Origin of the sequence: Streptomyces sp. NPDC021356 (genome assembly GCF_040641015.1) — a bacterium.
Classification (GTDB): domain Bacteria; phylum Actinomycetota; class Actinomycetes; order Streptomycetales; family Streptomycetaceae; genus Streptomyces.
Window position 1 is genome coordinate 124,224 of sequence record NZ_JBFACU010000022.1, and the last position, 18,712, is coordinate 142,935.

At 68.3% G+C, this 18,712-nt stretch carries 18 protein-coding genes and 3 pseudogenes; 12 read left to right on the forward strand and 9 right to left on the reverse strand.

The window, feature by feature from the left end; genetic code table 11:
• Window positions 1-19: 19 nt before the first annotated feature.
• A complete protein-coding gene (locus tag AB0G56_RS27370) occupies window positions 20-577 on the reverse strand; it encodes a GNAT family N-acetyltransferase (RefSeq protein WP_360973796.1) in 558 nt (185 codons plus the stop codon).
• Window positions 574-1,845, reverse strand: a complete 1,272-nt coding sequence (locus AB0G56_RS27375; RefSeq protein ID WP_360973799.1) for a Tat pathway signal protein — start codon at window positions 1,843-1,845, stop codon at window positions 574-576. The genes AB0G56_RS27370 and AB0G56_RS27375 overlap by 4 nt, the downstream gene beginning before the upstream one ends.
• Before the next feature lie 420 nt (window positions 1,846-2,265).
• Between AB0G56_RS27375 and AB0G56_RS27380 the strand changes: the two genes are divergently transcribed.
• The 5 genes from AB0G56_RS27380 to AB0G56_RS27400 all read left to right on the forward strand — a co-directional run bounded on the left by AB0G56_RS27380 (window position 2,266) and on the right by AB0G56_RS27400 (window position 4,562).
• Entirely contained in the window at window positions 2,266-2,571 is a 306-nt protein-coding gene (locus tag AB0G56_RS27380; protein ID WP_360973802.1) for a hypothetical protein, read from the forward strand.
• 435 nt (window positions 2,572-3,006) lie between these two features.
• Window positions 3,007-3,669 (forward strand): hypothetical protein, encoded by a 663-nt coding sequence (locus AB0G56_RS27385; RefSeq protein WP_360973804.1) that lies wholly within the window; start codon window positions 3,007-3,009, stop codon window positions 3,667-3,669.
• A gap of 19 nt (window positions 3,670-3,688) precedes the next feature.
• Window positions 3,689-3,946, forward strand: coding sequence for a sterol carrier protein domain-containing protein (locus AB0G56_RS27390; RefSeq protein ID WP_360973807.1), 258 nt, complete (start codon window positions 3,689-3,691; stop codon window positions 3,944-3,946).
• Between the two features lie 65 nt (window positions 3,947-4,011).
• Entirely contained in the window at window positions 4,012-4,311 is a 300-nt protein-coding gene (locus tag AB0G56_RS27395; protein ID WP_360973810.1) for a hypothetical protein, read from the forward strand.
• Window positions 4,308-4,562: a hypothetical protein gene (locus tag AB0G56_RS27400; protein ID WP_360973813.1), complete on the forward strand. Its 255-nt coding sequence runs from the start codon at window positions 4,308-4,310 to the stop codon at window positions 4,560-4,562. The genes AB0G56_RS27395 and AB0G56_RS27400 overlap by 4 nt, the downstream gene beginning before the upstream one ends.
• Before the next feature lie 54 nt (window positions 4,563-4,616).
• On the opposite strand, the gene AB0G56_RS27405 is transcribed toward AB0G56_RS27400, so the two are convergent.
• Window positions 4,617-4,763 carry an ATP-dependent DNA ligase gene (locus AB0G56_RS27405; protein ID WP_360973816.1) on the reverse strand — a complete coding sequence of 49 codons (147 nt, stop codon included), beginning with the start codon at window positions 4,761-4,763 and terminating at the stop codon, window positions 4,617-4,619.
• A gap of 1,367 nt (window positions 4,764-6,130) precedes the next feature.
• Window positions 6,131-6,376: pseudogene (locus AB0G56_RS27410) on the reverse strand (hypothetical protein); the annotation flags it as partial.
• On the opposite strand from AB0G56_RS27410, the gene AB0G56_RS27415 reads away from it, so the two are divergent.
• Entirely contained in the window at window positions 6,343-7,623 is a 1,281-nt protein-coding gene (locus AB0G56_RS27415) for a tyrosine-type recombinase/integrase (RefSeq protein ID WP_360973819.1), read from the forward strand. The pseudogene AB0G56_RS27410 and the gene AB0G56_RS27415 overlap by 34 nt on opposite strands.
• A 68-nt stretch (window positions 7,624-7,691) precedes the next feature.
• The gene (locus AB0G56_RS27420; RefSeq protein ID WP_360973822.1) at window positions 7,692-7,931 is read left to right on the forward strand and encodes an antitoxin MazE7; all 240 of its coding nucleotides are present in this window, start codon (window positions 7,692-7,694) and stop codon (window positions 7,929-7,931) included.
• A 102-nt stretch (window positions 7,932-8,033) separates the two neighbouring features.
• Here the strand turns inward: AB0G56_RS27420 and AB0G56_RS27425 are convergent.
• A pseudogene (locus tag AB0G56_RS27425) lies at window positions 8,034-8,591 on the reverse strand (transcriptional regulator); the annotation flags it as partial.
• Window positions 8,592-8,860: 269 nt separating this feature from the next.
• Between AB0G56_RS27425 and AB0G56_RS27430 the strand changes: the two are divergent.
• Window positions 8,861-12,001 carry a Tn3 family transposase gene (locus AB0G56_RS27430; protein WP_360973825.1) on the forward strand — a complete coding sequence of 1,047 codons (3,141 nt, stop codon included), beginning with the start codon at window positions 8,861-8,863 and terminating at the stop codon, window positions 11,999-12,001.
• 175 nt (window positions 12,002-12,176) lie between these two features.
• On the opposite strand, the gene AB0G56_RS27435 is transcribed toward AB0G56_RS27430, so the two are convergent.
• Window positions 12,177-12,689 (reverse strand): translationally-controlled tumor protein, encoded by a 513-nt coding sequence (locus tag AB0G56_RS27435; protein WP_360973828.1) that lies wholly within the window; start codon window positions 12,687-12,689, stop codon window positions 12,177-12,179.
• A gap of 373 nt (window positions 12,690-13,062) precedes the next feature.
• A complete protein-coding gene (locus AB0G56_RS27440; RefSeq protein ID WP_360973831.1) occupies window positions 13,063-13,494 on the reverse strand; it encodes an RICIN domain-containing protein in 432 nt (143 codons plus the stop codon).
• A gap of 508 nt (window positions 13,495-14,002) precedes the next feature.
• On the opposite strand from AB0G56_RS27440, the gene AB0G56_RS27445 reads away from it, so the two are divergent.
• Both AB0G56_RS27445 and AB0G56_RS27450 read left to right on the forward strand, forming a co-directional pair.
• Window positions 14,003-14,203, forward strand: coding sequence for a hypothetical protein (locus AB0G56_RS27445; protein WP_360973834.1), 201 nt, complete (start codon window positions 14,003-14,005; stop codon window positions 14,201-14,203).
• Window positions 14,204-14,333: 130 nt separating this feature from the next.
• Window positions 14,334-15,260 (forward strand): recombinase family protein, encoded by a 927-nt coding sequence (locus AB0G56_RS27450; RefSeq protein WP_360973837.1) that lies wholly within the window; start codon window positions 14,334-14,336, stop codon window positions 15,258-15,260.
• Window positions 15,261-15,372: 112 nt separating this feature from the next.
• On the opposite strand, the gene AB0G56_RS27455 is transcribed toward AB0G56_RS27450, so the two are convergent.
• Window positions 15,373-17,424, reverse strand: coding sequence for a hypothetical protein (locus AB0G56_RS27455; RefSeq protein ID WP_360973840.1), 2,052 nt, complete (start codon window positions 17,422-17,424; stop codon window positions 15,373-15,375).
• A gap of 475 nt (window positions 17,425-17,899) precedes the next feature.
• Here AB0G56_RS27455 and AB0G56_RS27460 point away from each other — a divergent pair, with 475 nt between their 5' ends.
• Both AB0G56_RS27460 and AB0G56_RS27465 read left to right on the forward strand, forming a co-directional pair.
• On the forward strand, window positions 17,900-18,160 hold the full coding sequence (locus AB0G56_RS27460; RefSeq protein ID WP_360973843.1) for a hypothetical protein: 261 nt from the start codon (window positions 17,900-17,902) through the stop codon (window positions 18,158-18,160).
• Between the two features lie 99 nt (window positions 18,161-18,259).
• Window positions 18,260-18,472, forward strand: coding sequence for a hypothetical protein (locus AB0G56_RS27465; RefSeq protein WP_360973846.1), 213 nt, complete (start codon window positions 18,260-18,262; stop codon window positions 18,470-18,472).
• A 35-nt stretch (window positions 18,473-18,507) separates the two neighbouring features.
• Here the strand turns inward: AB0G56_RS27465 and AB0G56_RS27470 are convergent.
• Window positions 18,508-18,712: pseudogene (locus AB0G56_RS27470) on the reverse strand (alpha/beta hydrolase); the annotation flags it as partial.

Below are 18,712 nucleotides of genomic sequence, written 5' to 3' on the forward strand. Positions count from 1 at the left end.
TGACGATGCTGGTGCCCTATCAGTCCTGTCTTACGGAACGAAGCATCACGGAGAACACGGGAGAGTCCGGGAAGGGCTTTTGGTCGCCCACCTTGCGGTATCCCCATGCTTCATAGACGGCTTGTACGGCGCCGTCTCCATTCGCGGGGTTCACAAGGAGCGTCACCCGCTCTTCTTTGCGGTGCGTGAGCCATGCTTCGTGGAGCTGCCACGCGATACTGCGGCCCCGCCAGGGCTTGCGGACTACGATCTCGTTCAACGAGACCGTACGCTTCCCGTTCTCAGCGGTTACGTCCTTGGACAGCGGTGTGAGCATGTTGTTCCACCACTTCGTGTCGGACGCGAGGGTGGTGCCGAAGCAGAATCCGACCGGCTCGGCGCCGTCGTATCCGAGTACCGCGGTCCAGCCCGAGCGGGCCGAGTAGGCGGACAGCCGCTCATCGAAGCGGTCAACGTCGTAGAACGGTCCGGTGAGTCCGAAGTCGCGATGCCTCACCTCGACATGGATGTCGAGGATGTGCTGCCGGATCTCGGGCAGGTCCGCAGCTACGTAATGCCTCACGTCGACCGTGCTCACAGTGTCTTCTCTCCTTCGCGGAAGCGGTCCTGCCACTCGATCACGAACCCCACCCCTGGCGCTAACTGGTTGATTCCCCGGTCGAACTGCCACATGAGCTTCTTGTTCCGTCCGACCAGCGGGGGCTGGCCAGGGCCTGGGAGGAGGGGGAGGGCGGTAGAGACCGCCTGCTCTGCTTCACCCTGGGCGAGCTGCGCGAGGGCCAGGTGGATCGTGTAGTAGGCGCGGTTGCGGCGGAGGTCAGGGCGTAGTAGCGAGAGCGTGCGGTGCAGGCGGGCCTCTGACTCGGCGTGTCGGCCGAGCCGGGCCATGACCAGGGCGGCCAGGCCGTCAAGCTCAGCCCGGTCGAAGAAGGACATCCAGGCAGGGCGCCGCTCGGTGGGGTCTGCCCGTTCGTACGTCTGTTCCGCATGGAGCAGGGTGCGTTGGGCGGCAGAGTCCTCACCCACCGCGGAGAGGATTCCGGCCAGGCGTGCACTGGCCAGGGAACGGAAGAGCGCATCCTGCCGGCACACGTATGCGCGTCTGCCGGCCTCGGCTGCTGCCAAGGCATCATGCAGGTGTACCTGCTGGTACGAGAGAAGCGCGGCGTGACCCCACAGACGCATCTGCATTTCGCTGCTGCCCGCCATCCCGGCGAGCGTCATGGCCTTGTTCAGGTGGCCCACGGCGCGTTTGGTCTCCTGTGCCTCCACGGCAGCCCACAGCGCCGTTCCAGTGAAGGCCGCCGCCAGGTAGTACAGGCGGCGGCGGACCCGCGTGCTTGCCCGTCCTACTGCCTGGAGATCCAGAGCGTGCTGCGCGTGGGCGAGTGCCCGGGTCTCCAGGCGCACCCCCGCCCCGTCTTCGTTGTCGGCCTGCACCAGGTCCGCGAAGTTCCGCTCCAGTCTGTTGGCGTCGCTCATTCCGACCCGCGTCGAACCGCTGGACGGGGCCTCCGGAAGAAGGGCAGCGGCCGTGAGGGATGCCGTGGCCGTGGTGAAGGTCCGTCGCTGCACTGGGTCCTCCGAAGGTGCTCGCTCCCGGGCGGCGGGAGGTATGAACCCCAGTTCCTCCGCCGTCGCGTTGAATTCTTCTTCGAGAACGAGGCGTTGTCGTGCCTGGGGCCAACGCGTTTTCCCGGTCAGCCAGTTCCGGACGTGACGGTCGGTCAGCGTGCCGGGGCGGCCCGTCAGGATGCTGATCCTTCTGTTCAGCCGGTTCGCAAGGTCAGCTTGCGTCATACCGGTGTGCTCCAGCCGAGCTGCGAGGTGCGGGTTCCCCGTCATGCGGACACGGTAGTGGCGTCCTGCGAAGGGGGCAGGCCCGCAGGGTAAAAACTTCCGGTCGCACGCCAGAGGAACCCCCGTGGAATTACCTATCCACTCTCGGTAGTAACGCAGTTACCTGTACGTCAGACGCCTCGCAGCGACCGCAGGGGAGACCCAGTCGGTCCTGACGTTCTTCTGCTGAAGCACTGGGAGCCCCACGTGAACCCGCCAACGCAGCACTCCGCTTCTCCTGCCGCCGACGCGGTCACCCACGCATCCGACACCGAGCGGGTGGCCGATCGGCACCCCGTGAAGGCGACGGTTCTCCTTCCTGCCTGGGAAGACGATGGCGGGCCCCGGTACAGGTGGAGCACGAGGCTCAGGGCCGACGGGGCGGCGGGCGCCAACGCCCGCTTACGGGTACGTCCCAGGCTGACGGTGGCCCGCTGGAGGGGCGATGTCGATCTGGCGGCACGGATCGCGGACTTCCTCGTGGACCACGCGGTCAAGCGCGGCCGGGCGTTCGCCGACGGCTGTGTGGTCCTGCGGCTCACGGTGGACGCCGCGGACGGTCTCCTCATCGAGGTGGACGACGCGGACCCCGAACTGCCCAGTGCCACACGGGCTGGCCACGGACACGGGGTGCGCCTTTCGTGGCAGGGCAAGCAGGACGGGAACACGGTCGTGGGCAAGACCGTCAGTGCGCGGCTCACTGCGCCGGATCTGGCGGGAGAATCAGCATGAGCATCACCCAGCAGATGCCCCGCCGGCGCCTCGCCGAGGACCGGGTTCTGCCGTCCGCGCCTCCCGTCGCCTTCACTTCGCAGGACTTCACTGCCGGTACCTGCGCCGGCGTCATCACCGGCAGCCCCGTCCCCTTCCATCCGGCCTGGGACCTTGGCACCGAACAGATCACGGTGCACGCCAACGGCGAGGTGGTCGCGACCGGACAGGGACGTGACATCCTCGGCGACCCGCTCAAGGCGCTGGCCTGGCTGACGCGCCGCCTGCCCGTTGCCCGTGCTGGGCACCACCCTGCGCGCCGGAGACATCGTCCTGGCCGGGTCGGTCCACGCGAGCCTCCCGATCGCCCCCGGCACTCACTTCCGGGCTGCCTCCACCCGGCTTCCCACCGTGCATCTACAGGTCCTCTGACCCCACCCCATCAGGGAGCGCAATATGCCATCCACCCCCTTGAACACTGCCGTGCTGGGTACCGAATTACTCGCGCTCGACCTGGTCGAGCGCATGCAGAACGCCCCGCACCTGAGCTGCGGACTCGTCGTCGGCCGCACGCCCCACAGCCGCGGACTGGCCCAAGCCGCTGAGCTGGGCTGCACCACCGCAGCGGGCGGCGTCTCCGCCCTGCTGGAGTCGGGACAGACCTTCGACGTCGTCTTCGACGTCACGAACGCCTTCGAGCACTCCGAACACTGGTCCCGGCTCGCCGGCACCGGGACGGTGCTCATCGACCTCACGCCCACCAGTGCCGGTGCGCTGATCGTGCCCACCGTGAACGGCGGCCAGGCCGCCCGGCACCACCACATCGGTCTCGTCTCCTGCGGCGGCCAGGCCTCTCTCCCCGTCCTGCATGCGCTGGCCCAGCACTACCGGCCGCAGTACGTGGAGATGGTGGCCACGGCAGCCAGCGTCAGCGTGGGGCGGGCCAGCCGCCTCAACCTCGACGAGTACGTGGAGACCACCCAGGAGGCGATCCGCCGTTTCACCAAGACCGGCGCGGCCAAGGCGATGCTGAACATCTCCGGCGGAAGCATGGCACCCATGGATGCTCCGCATCCTCGACCTGCCCGAGGCTGTGAGGCTGCGGGGCTGGCCGAATGACACCGACATCGCCGTGTCCGTGGACATCGAGACTGAGGACGGTACGGCCTGGAACCAGTACCTGCTCGAAGTGAAGGACGGCGCCGCCCAGCTCACCAGGACCCACACCCCCGGCGAAGTCCAGTTCACCCGGCGGCAACTGGCCGTCTGGTACGCCGGCGGCTACCGCACAGCCGCCACAGCACGCCTCGCGGGAGTCGCCACCCAGTCCAACGAAGCACTGAGCAGACTGATCCGCACCACGGAACACGAACCCTGGCTGCCCGACCACTTCTAGCCGGTGCTCCCCCTCCCGCAGCGCAGGCGAGTAGCGTTGCGGAAAGACCAGAAGGAGGGGTCCCAGTGACTGCTCAGCCCGAGCACCCCGACACCAGTCAGTTCAGCCCGCCCATGGGCACGCTCTCCGAGCTGCGCGAGGCACTGTCGACATGGGGTTTCCCCGGCGACCGGCAGGCGTTCGAGAGTGAACTCGACGCGATCAAGCTGGACGACCTGACGCGGGTCCGCGAGATCATCCAGGCGTACCGCCACCGCGTCCTGGTCCGCAACAGTTCCGAGGCCATGACCGCACTCGACCGGAGCGCCGCCGACGTCGACGCCGAACTGCGTCGCAAGCTCGCCGACGTCGAGGGCGCCCGGTGACCCACGCCTTCTTCAGCGATCCCGCCGAGAAGCTCCTCACCGACTTGGCCCCGGCTGAGCGAACGGCCGTCGAAAGCGTCCGCCGCTCCCTGGAAGACGACCCGTCACAGGGCCGCAGCCTGCCGGGAAGCGACTCCCGCGTTGTCGAGCTGCTGCCCGATGACACTCGCGGCCGCGGCATCTCCGTCGTCTACCGGTTCAGTGCGGACCTGGACGCTGTGCTCATCCTCTGGCTGATCGCCGGACCGTAGACCGGCCGCCCAGCCGTCCCTTCGGTGTCCCACCCACGGCGGGGCAGCCTCCGGTCAGCCCGTCGGCCCGGGCTCGAAGGCCGGGGTCTCGGCGGGCGACAGGTCCGGGCGCATCCGGTGCCAGCGCGCCGGGTGGCGCCACCGCCCGGCACCGTCCCGGGCGACGTCGACGCCGACCTCCACCACCAGCTCCGGCGTCACGAGGGTGACGTGCAGAGGCTCGCGCGATCCCCACCCTGCGGAGAACGTTCAGCGTGCGCGTGCACAGACCGGAGTCGACGATGTTCCGGGCGCGGGCCGCGAGGCCGGCGATCCGGGTGCGGGGCAGTGCGACGGTCGGAGACATGGGCGGGAACCGTACGAACGGGCGCGGTTAGCGTCGCGCGCTGCCGTGTCCGCGTACAGCACGGCGTAGGCCCACTCACCCACCTGCACTACAGGGCCGCACGCGACATCGTTTGGAGCGGCCGGGAAAAGTGCCAGGGGGCGGCGGCGAAAAGTGGTAGGGGCCGCGTACCGTCCCGGCGGCTGGATCGGACGCATTGAGCTGGCCGTCTCGCCGACGTTCACGCGTACACAGGTTTCGCTGCAGACTCCTGTGCAGAAATGGCCGCCGATCCCACGAGGAATCACCGCCCGGAAGCGTCTACAGCCCCGTGACCAGCGCGTTTTTGGGTTTGGACGTGGGCCTTTTCGAGGTGCGATGGTCTTGCCCGGCGCAACTCGGCGCCTTGAGCAAGGGGGAGATATGGACGTCATCATCGCGGCCGCCATCACCGCGGCGGGCGGCATCATCGCCGCGATCATCACCAAGCGGGGCGGCGGTCCGGGGAAGGATGAGGGGTGAGGTGATGTGACATGAATCCGCAGCTCTGGCCGCGTCACGTCACCTCAGAAGTCGTTGCCGAGATCCGTCCGGCACGCGGCGAGGAACGACCGCTCCAGGCCGCGCACGCTCTCGTCGACTGGGCCCGGTACTGGCGACACCTTCGGGAGTACCGGGCCGAGGGGCCGTTTCGAGGGCCATCAGCGCAGGTCGCAGGTGTCTCGCCCGACGAACGGCGTCGATTTGCCCCGACTACGGCGCGCTACTTGCCACTTCGTGGCAGCTTCGGGAGAACACCCCCGAGCAGGGCCGGGGCCCAGCAGCCCGCGGCTTGTCGCTCCGTGCCCTTGCGCACTGCGGTGCTCCCTGGCGGAAGGCATCAGAGGGCGCGTTCTACGGCTTCGCTGCGACGGTGCAGCGTGAGGACGCCGAGCGGAGAATCGTTCTCAGCGAAAAATCGAACAGATCGAACATGGGGGTTGTCGGGCCCTTCAAGGGCGTGATGGCGGCGGCCGAAGCCTTCCAAGTACGAACCCAACTACCGTTCAGCACAGTCGACTTGGACCGAGAAGCGTCGAGGTCAGCAGGACGCCGACGGCGGTGGTCGGCGTGAGCGACCCATGGCCAGGAACCATCCCAGCACTGGCTTCGGCAGCCCGTTCCGCCACAACATCCGCCCGGCCGGCGGACGCGTACCGGTCCGCACCTACACCTACACCTACACCTACACCTACACCTACACCTACACCGAGGTACCGCTGCTCGCCATCCTCACCGGCACCACCGAGCCCGGGAAGGTCTTCGCCATCACCACCGACCTCGACGGCGTCCCGGCCGACTGCACAAGACATGGCCGATCGCAGAACATAAGGGTTACCTTACCTCCTATTCGTGGAAGAATACGAGGTAGTGAGGGAGAGTCAGGGAATCCGACAGGTGTGGCATGGGGCAGACGTGACGACAGCGACTGAAGCGACCGGCCCGGACGACATCGTCTACGACGCCGAGATCGTCGACGACCGCGAACAGCTCCTGCCCGCGGCCCCGGACAGCACCCCGGCCCCCTACCGCATCACCCGACACACGATCCTCGCCGAGGGAGAGCTGCCGCCGCGCGCCGACGAACAACCGACCTTCTCCGCCCGGGACTTCACCGTCCCGCCGCGCGTGAAGAAGCGGATCATCGAGCGCGGCGCCCGCAACACCCGGGTCAACCGCGACTCCACGCGCACCCGCTTCGAGCAGTGGTGCGTGAAGGAGGGCAGGATCGCCCAGCCCACCACCACGACGGCGAACGTCGCCGCGTACTTCGGCTTCCTCATGGAGACAGGCAAGCCGGACGGCGGCAAGTACAGTCCGGACAGCCTGCTCGCCTACTGCTCCCGGATCGTCTCCTGGTACCCGAAGGGGGAGCGGCCGGACGCCTCCCTCGTCCGCGAGATGATCGAGGACTACCGGCTGGAGGAGTGGATCCCGGCCGGAGGAGAGAAGGAGCAGTCCGCCGGCCTCACCCTGAAGTACCTGGTCAGGGTGCTCGCCAAGGTCGACGAGACCACTCGGATCGGGCGCCGCGACGCGGCCATGCTCGTCCTGCAGTACGGCATGCTCTACCGCTCCATCGAGGTCACGAACCTGCTGGTCAAGCAGGTACGTGTGGACGCCGGCGGCGTTTGGGTGTGGACCGCGAAGAGCAAGACACGACGCAAGGGCAACGGACGGTGGCGCTTCATCCGTGACCGCGCAGACCTGCAGATCGTCGCCCGCGTGCGGGCCTGGCTGGCTGATCTCCGCGAGCTGCGCGAGCCCACCGAGCACGAACAGAACCCTGCGGGCGGCGAACCGGCCTACCTGCCGGCCAAGCCGCTCTTCCGGGCCCTGACCACCAAGGGCAACCTCAAGCGCCGGAAGAACGCCACCGTGCGGGGCCTGTTCCTCACCGGCCGGATGGTCAACGAGATGGTACAGGCGCGCGCGGCCGCTGCCGGCGTCGCCCTGATCAACGGCCTCAAGGTCACCTCCCACAGTCTGCGCGCGGGCCCGAACACCGACATGGCCGAAGCCCTCGTACCCCTGGCCGAACGCAACACGGCCGGCGACTGGTCGGCGGACTCCACCCTCGCCGACGACGTCTACAACCGGCCCGACGGCACCATCGACACCAGCAAGAACGACCCGCTGGACGCCGTCCCGCTCTGGGGCAGGTTCGAGGACCAGGCCGCGCCCGCCGGACCATAAAAGCGCAGGTCAGGACGGTATTTCCAGGCGGGTGGTCCCGGTGGGGTCCCAGGCGGCATACTCGATGCATGGCTGGCATCGAGATCGACGACACCACCGCGGACGCGCTGCAGGCCCTGGCCGACGCGGCGGGGCTGCCGCTGGACGCCTACCTGGCGCAGGTGGCCGAGGAGAAGCGGCGTGAGCGCGCACTGTCGGAGGGCGCGGAGATCTTCCGGCAGGTCACCCGCGACCCGGAGACGGTCGCCGCGTTCGACGCCGAGTACGGCGCTCCCGCGCCGGCTCACACCGCCCCGCGGGCGGCCTGACCTGTGCCTGCCGAGTACTACGTCGACTACCGGTCCTACCTTGATCGTGGGTTGGACGGGCTGTCGTAAGGTCCAGAGGCCCAGAGACACCGGGTATGGCTTAGCTGCAACGGCGTGTGCGCGAGCTCGCCCCATCGTAGTGGGACAGGTTTCACTCGCCGCAGCGAACTGGTGGGCTACATAGACGCCTTGGCCGACGTCTCCCCCACGCAACAAGGCATTCGCCAGGTCGCCCAGCACCACGACGCCCGAGTCGGGTAGCTCTCTGCCCAGCCGGCCTACGGCCTGGTCCGCGGCTCCGGCCAGCTCCTGCCGTCCGAGCTGTCCGTAGACAGACAAGGCCAAGGAGTCCATCCGGTACGGGGTGACGAAGCGAACCCACGCCTGCTCGACCGTGTGATCGGCGAATTCGTACGCGAAGCGGGCCCGGTCCAAAGCCCGGAGGGCATTCGTGTGATCGCCGACGCTCGCTGCCTCCTCCGCGAGCCTGCCGTAGAGCCAGGCAGCGGCGGCGGCGTTGCCCGGGCCTCGGACGTCCTTGGCGGCTTGGATCAACAGCTCAGCGGCTTTCTGCGGGGTTGCCGTCCCGTAGCTGGCGTACCCCAGCGCGAGGGCCCGCAGGGGTGGGTGGCCGATGCTCTTGGCGCATTCCATGGTGACCTGCTCAGGAGGTCCGGCTGCTGCTCCTCGCCGACAGCGACGTGCTCCTGCGCCCCGGCGGACCACTGGAGCCCGTCGCCGAGTGGTCCGCCGCCTTCCGCAGCACCGGCCAGACACTCAGTCATGCCGTCCGGGAACGGGTGTGAGTAGTCGGGGTACAGGAAATCCCGGTGAGAACGATCATGGTCGACTAGCACACCGGTCCGCGGCATCGCTGAGGTTCGCGGAAAGATCGTCGAGCGGGTGCCGGCGCTGGCTACGGTCCGGGCGTGCCGGTGGAGTTTCTGACCCATGAGCAGGCCGAGGCGTACGGGACGTTCACCGAGGCGCCCACGCGCCCGGAGCTGGAGCGGTTCTTCTTCCTCGACGATGACGACCGCGATCTGATCGCGCTGCGCCGTACGGACGCGCACCGGCTGGGCATGGCGGTGCAGATCTGCACGGTCCGCTACGTCGGCCGGTTCCTGGGCGAGGACCCGCTCGCGGTGCCGTGGGAGGTCGTGGAGTACCTGGCCGGGCAGCTCGGCATCCTGGACGCCTCGTGTGTGAAGCGGTACGCCGAGCGGCGGTCGACGGTGTACGGGCACGCGGATGAGATCCAGAGGCGGTTCAAGTACCGGGACTTCACCGACCGGAAGTGGGGCCGGGAGTTCCGCGGCTTCCTGTACGGGCGGGCGTGGACGCATGCCGAGGGGCCGGTGGCGCTGTTCAATCACGCGGTGACGTGGCTGCGGAAGAACCGGGTGCTGCTGCCGGGTGTCTCGGTGCTGGCCCGGCAGGTGTCGGAGGCCCGTACGGCGGCCGAGCGGCGCCTGTACGACGCGGTGGCCAGGGCGACGTACCGGGCCGATCCCGTGCTTGCGCCGGCCTTGGCGGAGCTGCTGGTGGTGCCGGAGGGCAGGCGGGTCTCGGAGCTGGAGCGGCTGCGTACACCGCCGGTGAAGTCGACGGGCACGGCGATGGTGCGGGCGATGGAGCGGGTGGAGGAGATCTCTGCGTATCGGCTGGGCCGGGTGAACCTGTCGCGGGTGCCGGTGAACCGGCTGTCCGCGCTGGCTCGGTATGGGCAGCTGAGCAAGGCGCAGACGATTCTGCGGGCGCCGGAGCCGCGGCGGACCGCGCTGCTGACGGCGGTGGTGCGTCAGCTGGAGGCGCAGGCGGTCGACGACGCGCTGGACCTGTTCGCGGTGCTGATGGCGAACCGGCTGATCAGCCCCGCCCGGCGGGCGTCGGACCGCGAGCGGCTGGCGATGCTGCCGCAGCTGGAGAAGGCGGCCCGGATCCTGGCGAAGGCGTCGAAGATCCTTACCGAGGAGCTGGACCTGGTCGCCGAGCACGATGCGGACCTGGACGTCGCCGCGCTGTGGGCGGCGGTCGAGGAGGCCGTGCCGCGTACGGCGGTAGCCGGTGCGGTGGCGACCGTCGAGGCCCTGGTGCCCGAGGACGACGGCTCGGCCGAGTCGGCGATGCGCGAGAAGCTGGCCCTGCGCTACAACACCGTGCGCCCGTTCCTGTCCCTGCTGGGCGAGTCGGACGCGCTGGGTGCCGCCCCGGCTGGGCGGCGCATCCTCAAGGCCGTGCGGCGCCTGCCCGCGCTCTCGCGGCGCCGGGTGAAGGATCGGCCGCTGCTGCCGCGCGAGGTCGACGCCGAGCTGGTGCCGGCGATGTGGAAGCGGGCGGTGTTCTCCAATGCCAGGCTGCCGCAGGGCGCGGTCGACCGCGACGCGTACGTGGTGTGCGTCCTGGAGCAGCTGCACCGCGCCCTGAACCGGCGCGACGTGTTCGCCGCCCCGTCGAACCGGTGGGCGGACCCTCGCGCGAGGTTGCTGGACGGTCCGCGGTGGGAGGCGATGCGCGCGGACGTGCTCGCGGGCCTGTCCCTGACCGAGGACGCCGAGGAGCACCTGGCCCAGCTCGTCCAGGCGCTGGACGCGGCGTGGCGGCAGATGGCCGACCGGCTGGAGGAGGCCGGCAACGAGGCGAAGGTGGAGATCGTCGTCCCCGAGGGCGGCGGCCGGGCCCGTCTGTCGGTGGACAAGCTCGGCGCGGTGGGCGAGCCGGAGTCGCTGACCTGGCTCAAGGCCACAACGGAGGCGATGCTCCCGAGGATCGACTTGCCGGACTTGCTGTTCGAGGTCCACTCCTGGACCGGGTTCCTCGACGCCTTCGGGCACTTCTCCGAGCGGCGCACCCGCATGGAGGGCCTGCTCGTCTCCCTGGTCGCGCTGCTGGTGGCGGAGAGCTGCAACATCGGCCTGACCCCGGTCGTCGACCCGGAGAACAAGGCGCTGACCCGCTCGCGGCTGTCCCACGTCGATCAGAACTACCTGCGCGCCGACACCATCGCCGCGGCGAACGCCGCGCTCATCACCGCCCAGTCCCGCATCGAGCTTGCCCAGATGTGGGGCGGCGGGCTGCTCGCCTCCGTCGACGGCCTGCGGTTCGTCGTCCCCGTGAAGAGCATCAACACCGGCCCCTCGCCAAAGTATTACGGCTACAAACGGGGCGTGACCTGGCTCAACGCGGTCAATGACCAGGTTGCGGGGATCGGAGCGATGGTCGTACGCGGCACGCCGCGCGACAGCCTCTACACGCTGGACACGCTGCTGAACCTCGACGGCGGGGTGAAGCCCGAGATGGTCGCGACCGACAACGCCTCGTACTCCGACATGGCATTTGGCCTGTACAAGATGCTCGGCTTCCGCTTCGCCCCGCGCTTCCGTGACCTCGCCGATCAGAGGTTCTGGCGCTCAGACCTGCCCGGCGGCGACGGGGAGGCGCCGGCCGCCGGGTACGGGCCGCTGGAGGCCGTCGCCTGCAACAAGGTGAACCTCAAGCGGATCGTCACGCACTGGCCGGACATGCTCCGCGTCGCCGGCTCGCTCATCACGAACCAGGTCCGCGCCTACGACCTGCTGCGCATGTTCGGCCGCGAGGGCCATCCGACGCCGCTCGGTGCCGCGTTCGCCGAGTACGGGCGGATCGACAAGACCCTGCACCTGCTCGCTCTGGTCGACCCAGTCGACGACACCTACCGCCGGCTGATGAACCGGCAGCTCACGGTGCAGGAATCCCGCCACCGCCTGGCACGCGCGATCTGCCACGGTGGCCGCGGGCAGATCCGCCAGGCGTACCGCGAGGGCCAGGAGGACCAGCTCGCCGCCCTCGGCCTGGTACTCAACGCCGTCGTGCTCTGGAACACCCGCTATCTGGACGCCGCAGTCGCCCAGCTCCGCGACGAAGGGCACGACATCAAGGACGAGGATGTCGCGCGCCTCTCCCCGCTCAAGGACCGGCACATCAACTTCCTGGGCCGCTACCTGTTCAATATCAAGGCCAGCGGTCCCGGCCATGGCCTGCGCCCGTTCCGGGACCCGGACGCCGTCGAGGACGGCGAAGACGAGGAGTGACGGGCGGCGCACCCGACCTGTCGGGCTCCCGGGACAGCCGCCCTGGGAGCCCCCGCTTGCGTACTCACGCGCGACACCCTCCGCGAGCCCGTAGCACCCTGCGACAGGAGCGCCCGCCCCCGACGAGCACGGCGGCAGCCCGACTTCTCACGAGAATGGGTTCTGGCGCCAGATCCTAGAGCTTTTGTTCCTTCAGGCCATGCTTCCAGAAAGTGAGGTACGGAGTGATGCCGTCTTCACGGTAGCTCAGAAGACCCACCATACCATCGGGGTTCCTGCTCTCACCGAGAAAGAATTCGTAGGCTTCGAAGTTGCCGACGATCTTCTCGGTGTAGGCCGCGGCACCCTTTTCGAACGCGGCAACTTCCTCCGGCTTGGCGCGCAATTCCTCAAGAGCCCTTCTCACCGACTGCACGTAGCCCTTGAGGTGAGTCAGGTAGGTGTTCCTGTCGAAGGTGGTCGGGTTCAGCCTGAAGCTGTCCACGACGTTGTTGACCGTCCGGACTCCGTCCTCGACATCCTCCCCGGCCTCTTCTGCGGACGGATTCGCCCCGATATCGGTATCCGCCCCGTCCTTGACCGGGATCATCTGACAGTCGACCTCCCAGACGATGTCATCGATGAGTTTACGCGGGAAGCTGTCGCTGAAAATTTCGTCGCCAGTGATGATGTCAGTGAAGACAAGCACTCTGTATTCCTCTCGATTTGAGGCTGCGTCACTGGCCCAACACGTCGGGGCACCACTCCCCCGCTCCGGGGGCCAGCGAACAACGTCACGTAACGCAACGTTATTGCGTCATGGCGGACTGCTACTGATCCATGGTGCGTCTCCTGTGCGACCGCGTCGGCCCCGGCCGGAACCCTGAGCGGGCGGGCGGGGTGATCTTGGCCGCCCTGCCGGGACAGCCAGAACTCTCACCACACCACGACGCCAGCCGGACCATGATCAAGCTCAACGGCACTTCCTGTACCGCAACTACTCACACCCGGCCTCGGCTCACGACCCCGGGAGATCAATGGAACCGTGGGCATCGGTTAGATTGATCATGGTCAGGCGCAGGTCAGATCCTTTCGAACCCCCACAGCTGGTTACGACTCTCATCCACCTGCCCCCACAGCACGACCCCTGTGCCGTTGGCCGGGTTTCCGCCCTCCGCAAGGTCGATATTGACAGCCCGGCCAAACCCGGCGACGTACATCCTGTACTCGTCGTCGTCCTGTTCCTTGACGTCCCACTGGAACGGGCGTGGGGCAACCACGACCGCTGTGCCGTCATGAATATCGTCAAACGACGGCTTGCTCGGGGCCAGGTAAAGGCCCGATTGCACGTTTCTGATGAACCGATGGCCATCGTTGTCGATCAGAATCCATTGCTGACTATCGCCACCGTTCTTCTCCCACCCGCAGACAGTGTTGTCCGCGCCTTTGACATCAATGACGCTCCCAGACAGGCGGTTTGTAATGACGTACCGCCCTCCTTGCTCGAGCCTCATGTTGCACGTCCTTTCCTCGGAACAGCTTCGGCCTGTTGTCGAGCCCGTCGCGAGCGTCCTGACGCGCCCGCGACCGCCCCAACGGAACTTACCATGAGTAATTAATACACTACACAGCGAAGTCGGTTGCGGGCGCCGCCCTCGGCCTTCCGCATGTTCGGGCGAGCGGCCGAGCAGCCGCCGCATCCACCTCTGTCGTCAAACGATCGTTTGACGACAGGGCGGCGGCGTGGCCAATGAACCCGTGCAAATTGGGGGTTCGCGGCGGCTCGAATCCAATCGGATCCGATGGTGATCGCTGACAGGGTTTGACGACAGATAGGGTCCGATCCTCCGTACGGAAGGTGACGTCTCGCACCAAAGGCGGAGTGTTCTCACCTTGAGCTGGCCCGCCTCGCACGCCCGTTGAGACTGGCAGACGTCCTCCATCGGGGTAGCCGGGCAGAACCAACGGCGCGTAGATACGTTGATGATCAGACAGGTATCAACCGCACGGTGAGGAGAAGTCATGGAGCGCTCGGAGTCGTTCAAGGACAAGGCCAAAGATCACTCGGATCGAACGGGGGAAGGTCCGGCGTACCAGGAGCTTGTTCATGAGACTGAGGGGGAGCCCTTCCTGGACCCGGAGGGGGAAGTGAGCCTGGGCGGGCAGGAGGGCGCTTCAGAAGCGCAGAGGAAGCGCGAGCAGCAAGAGGCCTCAGAGAGCTGATGCCAACCCCGCCTGCGACGGTCACCCTCTGGGCGCCGTCGCATGCGGGATGGAGTACAGCGTCGCAGCCTCGCTTGAGGTTCGGAGAGAATGCTTAACCTTCGGTGCGAGAGGCCATAGGGGACCCTCGATGGCGAACATGGTCTACAAGCGGGTCTCGACCGACCAGCAGTCGACCGCCCGGCAGAACCTCGTCCTGGACGAGGCCGGCATCGAGGACCCGGTCGTCTTCGAGGAGAACCCGGGCACCTCCAGCCGCCTCCACCCGCTCCAGCGCCCGAAGTTCCGCACGCTGCTCGACTACGCGCGGCCGGGCGACACCGTGCACATCTCCGAGATGTTCCGCCTCGTACGCGGCACCGGGCACATCCTCGACGTGCTCGGCGTCCTCCACCGCGACCAGGTCGCCCTGCGCATCCACGACGGCGCGTTCTCCGCGATGGACCTCACCGCCCGCCACCCGCGGACCGGCGAGCTGCTGTCCACCGTGAAATTCATGGTGCAGACCCTCGCCGCCGCCGGCGAACTCCAACGCGACCTCCAGCGCGAGCTCACCTACGACGGACTGCGCGCCGCCGAGGCCAAGGGCAACAAGGGAGGCCGCCGCCCCGCCGTGTCGGCAGACAAGACCGCCGACGTACGCACCGCCTACGTGGAGGGCCGGTCCATTGCCGCCCTCGCCCGCGACCACGGCGTCAGCCGCGGCGCCATCCGCACGGCCGTTGCCGACCTCATGCCCGACCACATCGCCATCGAGGAGGACGCCCCCGCCCCGGAGCTGCCGGTTGCCCTCGACATGCCGGGCAAGGTCGCCGACTTCCTCCGCTCCACCGAGCTGGAGCCCGCCGAGCGGGCGGCGCTCGACCAGGGAGTGACTGTACGGCGTGGCCAGGGCTACACCCTGCGCGTCACCGCCGTCCCGGCCGTGCACCACCGACTCCTCGCCCACTGTCAGCCGCTAGACGGCGGCCCGGGCGCTCCGGCGGTCCCGGCCCAGCGCAAGGCCCGCCGCGAGTACGAGAACCGCATCAGCAGCCTCGCGCCGACCAGACCATGATCGTTCTCACCGGGATCTCCTGTACGCCAACTACTCACACCCGGACGCGGTGCGGTGCGGTGCGTCCTCAGGAGGTTCGCTGTCATAAAGGCGGCATGCCCCGGTTGGGGTTTCAGGCGCGGTAGACGCAGTACAGGCGCCCGTACGGTGCGTCAGGGCCGGCAAGGGGGCCGGGCCTGACGTAGGCGAGGGCGGGCGCGTGGGCGGTGGTGTCCACGTAAAGGTTGTTGTGCCACCCGGGCTCCCAGGTGGAGCCGGTCAGGCGGGACCAGGCCAGTTCCCCGGTCGCCTTGCGGATCATGCAGTGCACTTTGCCGTAGCTGTAGCCCAGACCAGGCACGGCGGAATTGTTGCCCAGGGGCAGCGGGGCGGGCTCGCTCCAGCTCACGCCGTTGAAGGCGCTCCAGATCAGTTCATGGCCGGTGCGGCCGGAGCGGGACACCAGGTGCAGGGCGGTGCCCGCTCCCACCAGTGCCGAGGCGGGGCTGATCTCGGGGTGCCGGACCGGGTTGAATTTCCAGGAGGCGAAGTCCGCAGGGTCACCCAGAGCCCATCGCACCGCGTCGCCCCTGCCCGGGCCTCCCCTGGCGACACAGGCCAGCTCGCTTCCGTAGGTTCCCAGGGCGGTCATCCAGTTCGCGGCGTCGGGGTGGGTGACCGGTGTCGTCCACGACGTTCCGTCGAAGGCGATCAGATGCAGTTTCCCGGCGGCCCGGAAGACGCAGTACGCCTTGCCGACACTCCCCATCTCCGCCATGGCGATGTCCCGCACGCCGGTTACTCCGGGAACCGGGGCGAAGGCGCTCCACGCGGTGCCGTTGAAGACGCTCCAAAGCAGGGCGTCGTTCTCGTCCCGGGCCACGCACACCAGCTTGTCCCGGACCGCGGCCAGGGCCGGCGCCCCGCGCATGGCCAGCGGCGGAAGCTCACTCACCGGCCCCCACACGGTCTCCGGCGCGGACGGCGCGGAGATGACGCACAGGCGAGTGGGGATGGGTGGAGGGGGCGGGACGGTGCCGCTGGCGGTGGCCACCAGCAGATACCGCCCGGAGTCTCCTCCGTCGAATTCCCATGACTTGGAGCAGGCGGGGTCACGGGTGGGGTGGAACCACGCCGTGAGCGCGGCCCGGTCGAACACGAACGTGCGTTCCAGGATTTTGTCGTCATGGTTGGTGAACAGCTCGATCAGGCCCATGATCGCCATGCCGATCATCCCGGCGACCTCGACGAAGTCGATCAGGTCGTGGTACTCGGGCACCGGGAAATGCCCGCCGTACAGCTTCAGAGCATCGGCCAGCCGCTTGAGGAAATCCACGATCTTCCCCAGGACCTCCTTCATCTCCTCCCGCCAGCTGTCCGGACTGCCATCCTCCTCCCAGAGGATGACGTGGGCGTTGAGGTAGTCCTGCACCGTGCCGTTGTGGAACAGCATGGTCCCGTCGTCGAAGTACACGAGATCATCGTCAGTGACACCCCCGTACGTACGGGTGATTGAGTGCTGCTTGACGTCGGTGTCGGAGGTCGCGGCCAGCGCCCAGTACAGCTCGTCGTGGCCAATCTCGCCGGATGCTTCGTAGCACTTGAACCGGTCCAGCTCGATCGTCACGTTTGTCAGCGGAGAATGCGACTGGGCCTCGGCGCGGTGGTCGGACGCGGTCACCACCGTCACCCCGTGCCCGTACGCGCCCACGCCTTCCGTAAACTCCGCGCTGTCCAGCCCCGCACCCTCGGGCACGCGGTCGAGGTCGACCAGGCTCAGGTTCGGCTGCGCCATCACCTCCTCCCGCACACCGGGCAGGTCCCCGGCGAGGTCCGCCAGCGTGTATCCCTCCTCCAGCGCCCGCTCCGACAACGCCGCCGGGAACAACGACGACGCACCCAGCGCCTGCTCCTCCCGGAACACCCTGCCGAACTCGCGCACCTCCTCCTCCGACGCCACCACCCGCAGGAGCGAGACCATCTGCTCCTCCAGATCCGTCAGCTCCAGGCCCGCCTCCACACGCGCCGCCCCCCGCAGCATCACCCCGTACAGCAGCCCCGCCCCCCGGGCCGGCGCCTTCCGCGCCGACGGCCGCAGCCCGACCTGCCGCCCCTGCAGCTGAGCCCGCAGCCGCCCCAGCCGCTCCTCCTGCGAAATCCCGAACGCGTCAGTGGACACAGACATACGCCACTCCCAGCCTCGATTCCGGCCCCGGCCAGCCGCGGGACCCCAACGCCGATCCTCCCGCGAAGATCACATACTGTGCACCAGCGCGCACTATCCGTACACGATCGTGGGAGGCTGCAGGCACCGGCAGGAACCCGGCCGCCGGGTGACGGCGCGGGGGAGACCCACCTCAATGCGGCCCGCGCCGAGCAGCACACTGCCCGGTCCACGGTCGAGCTCCCCGCGCGTCCTGGTCGCGATACTCGCCCCGCCCTCGCGGCCACTTCGCGCCCTCCCGGCCCCGAAATTCCAGAACCCCGTACGGAAACCAAGGCCCTAACGACGCTCGGAGTTACTTGTCACTTCGTGGCAGCTTCGGGAGAACAGAGCCGTCAGCCGCGGCGCGATCCGTACGGCTGTCGCCGACCTCCTGCCCGACCACACCGCCACCGAGGAGGACTCCCCGGCGCCGGAACTGCCGGTCACCCTCGACATGCCGGGAAAGGTCGCCGCCTTCCTCCGCGCCGCCGAGCTGGAGCCCGCCGAGCGGGCTGCGCTCGACCAAGGAAGAACCGTTCGGCGTGGGCAGGGCTACACCTTGCGCGTCACCGCCGTCCCGGCCGTGCACCGCCAGCTCCTCACCCGTTGCCAGCCGCTCGACGGCGTCCCGGCTGTCCCGGCTGTCCCGGCCCAGCGCAAGGCCCGCCGCGAGTACGAGAACCGCGTCAGCACACTCACGCTGACCGAACCATGATCAATCTCAGCGGCGCTTTCTGTACGGCAACTACTCACGCCCGAGGTCCCCACCCGCCTCGCCGCACAGGTCTTCGCCCACCTCACCGAACCGGACCTGGTGTTCTTCCTGGACCTCGGCGCCCGCGAAGCCCTCGCCCGCAAGGGCTCGTTCACCTCCTCGGAGACCGGCCACTCGGGCGGCGGCGGCGAGAACTTCATCCGCTATCAGGACACCGTCCTCGACCCGATGCGCGAGCAGGCGGCGCGCGGCGCATGGCTCTCGCTGAACGTCGCCGGGATGGACCTCTGCCCCGTGAAAGCGCGAGGCTAGTGCTGTGACCGCATAGGTTCGCCGGTTCGGATGCCTTACAGGTTGTTCGCATAGAAGCTGGTGAGTCGTTCGACGGCAGCGTCGACGTATTCGGGTTCGTCGTACATCTCGTAGTGGCCGGCGCCGTCGATCACCATGAGGTCGTCGGGGTTGGGGGCCAGCTTCCACAGCTGCATGCCGGTGTCGTAGGAGCCGGTGTTGCCGATGCGTCCGGCGAGGATGACCTGGAGTGGCTGAGTC

Coding starts and splice junctions, on each gene's coding strand:
- AB0G56_RS27460 (WP_360973843.1), top strand. CDS start 17,900: ATGCCGGGAAAGGTCGCCGCCTTCCTCCGCGCCGCCGAGCTGGAGCCC.
- AB0G56_RS27375 (WP_360973799.1), bottom strand. CDS start 1,845: ATGACGGGGAACCCGCACCTCGCAGCTCGGCTGGAGCACACCGGTATG.
- AB0G56_RS27455 (WP_360973840.1), bottom strand. CDS start 17,424: ATGTCTGTGTCCACTGACGCGTTCGGGATTTCGCAGGAGGAGCGGCTG.
- AB0G56_RS27450 (WP_360973837.1), top strand. CDS start 14,334: ATGGCGAACATGGTCTACAAGCGGGTCTCGACCGACCAGCAGTCGACC.
- AB0G56_RS27385 (WP_360973804.1), top strand. CDS start 3,007: ATGCCATCCACCCCCTTGAACACTGCCGTGCTGGGTACCGAATTACTC.
- AB0G56_RS27420 (WP_360973822.1), top strand. CDS start 7,692: ATGGCTGGCATCGAGATCGACGACACCACCGCGGACGCGCTGCAGGCC.
- AB0G56_RS27440 (WP_360973831.1), bottom strand. CDS start 13,494: ATGAGGCTCGAGCAAGGAGGGCGGTACGTCATTACAAACCGCCTGTCT.
- AB0G56_RS27445 (WP_360973834.1), top strand. CDS start 14,003: ATGGAGCGCTCGGAGTCGTTCAAGGACAAGGCCAAAGATCACTCGGAT.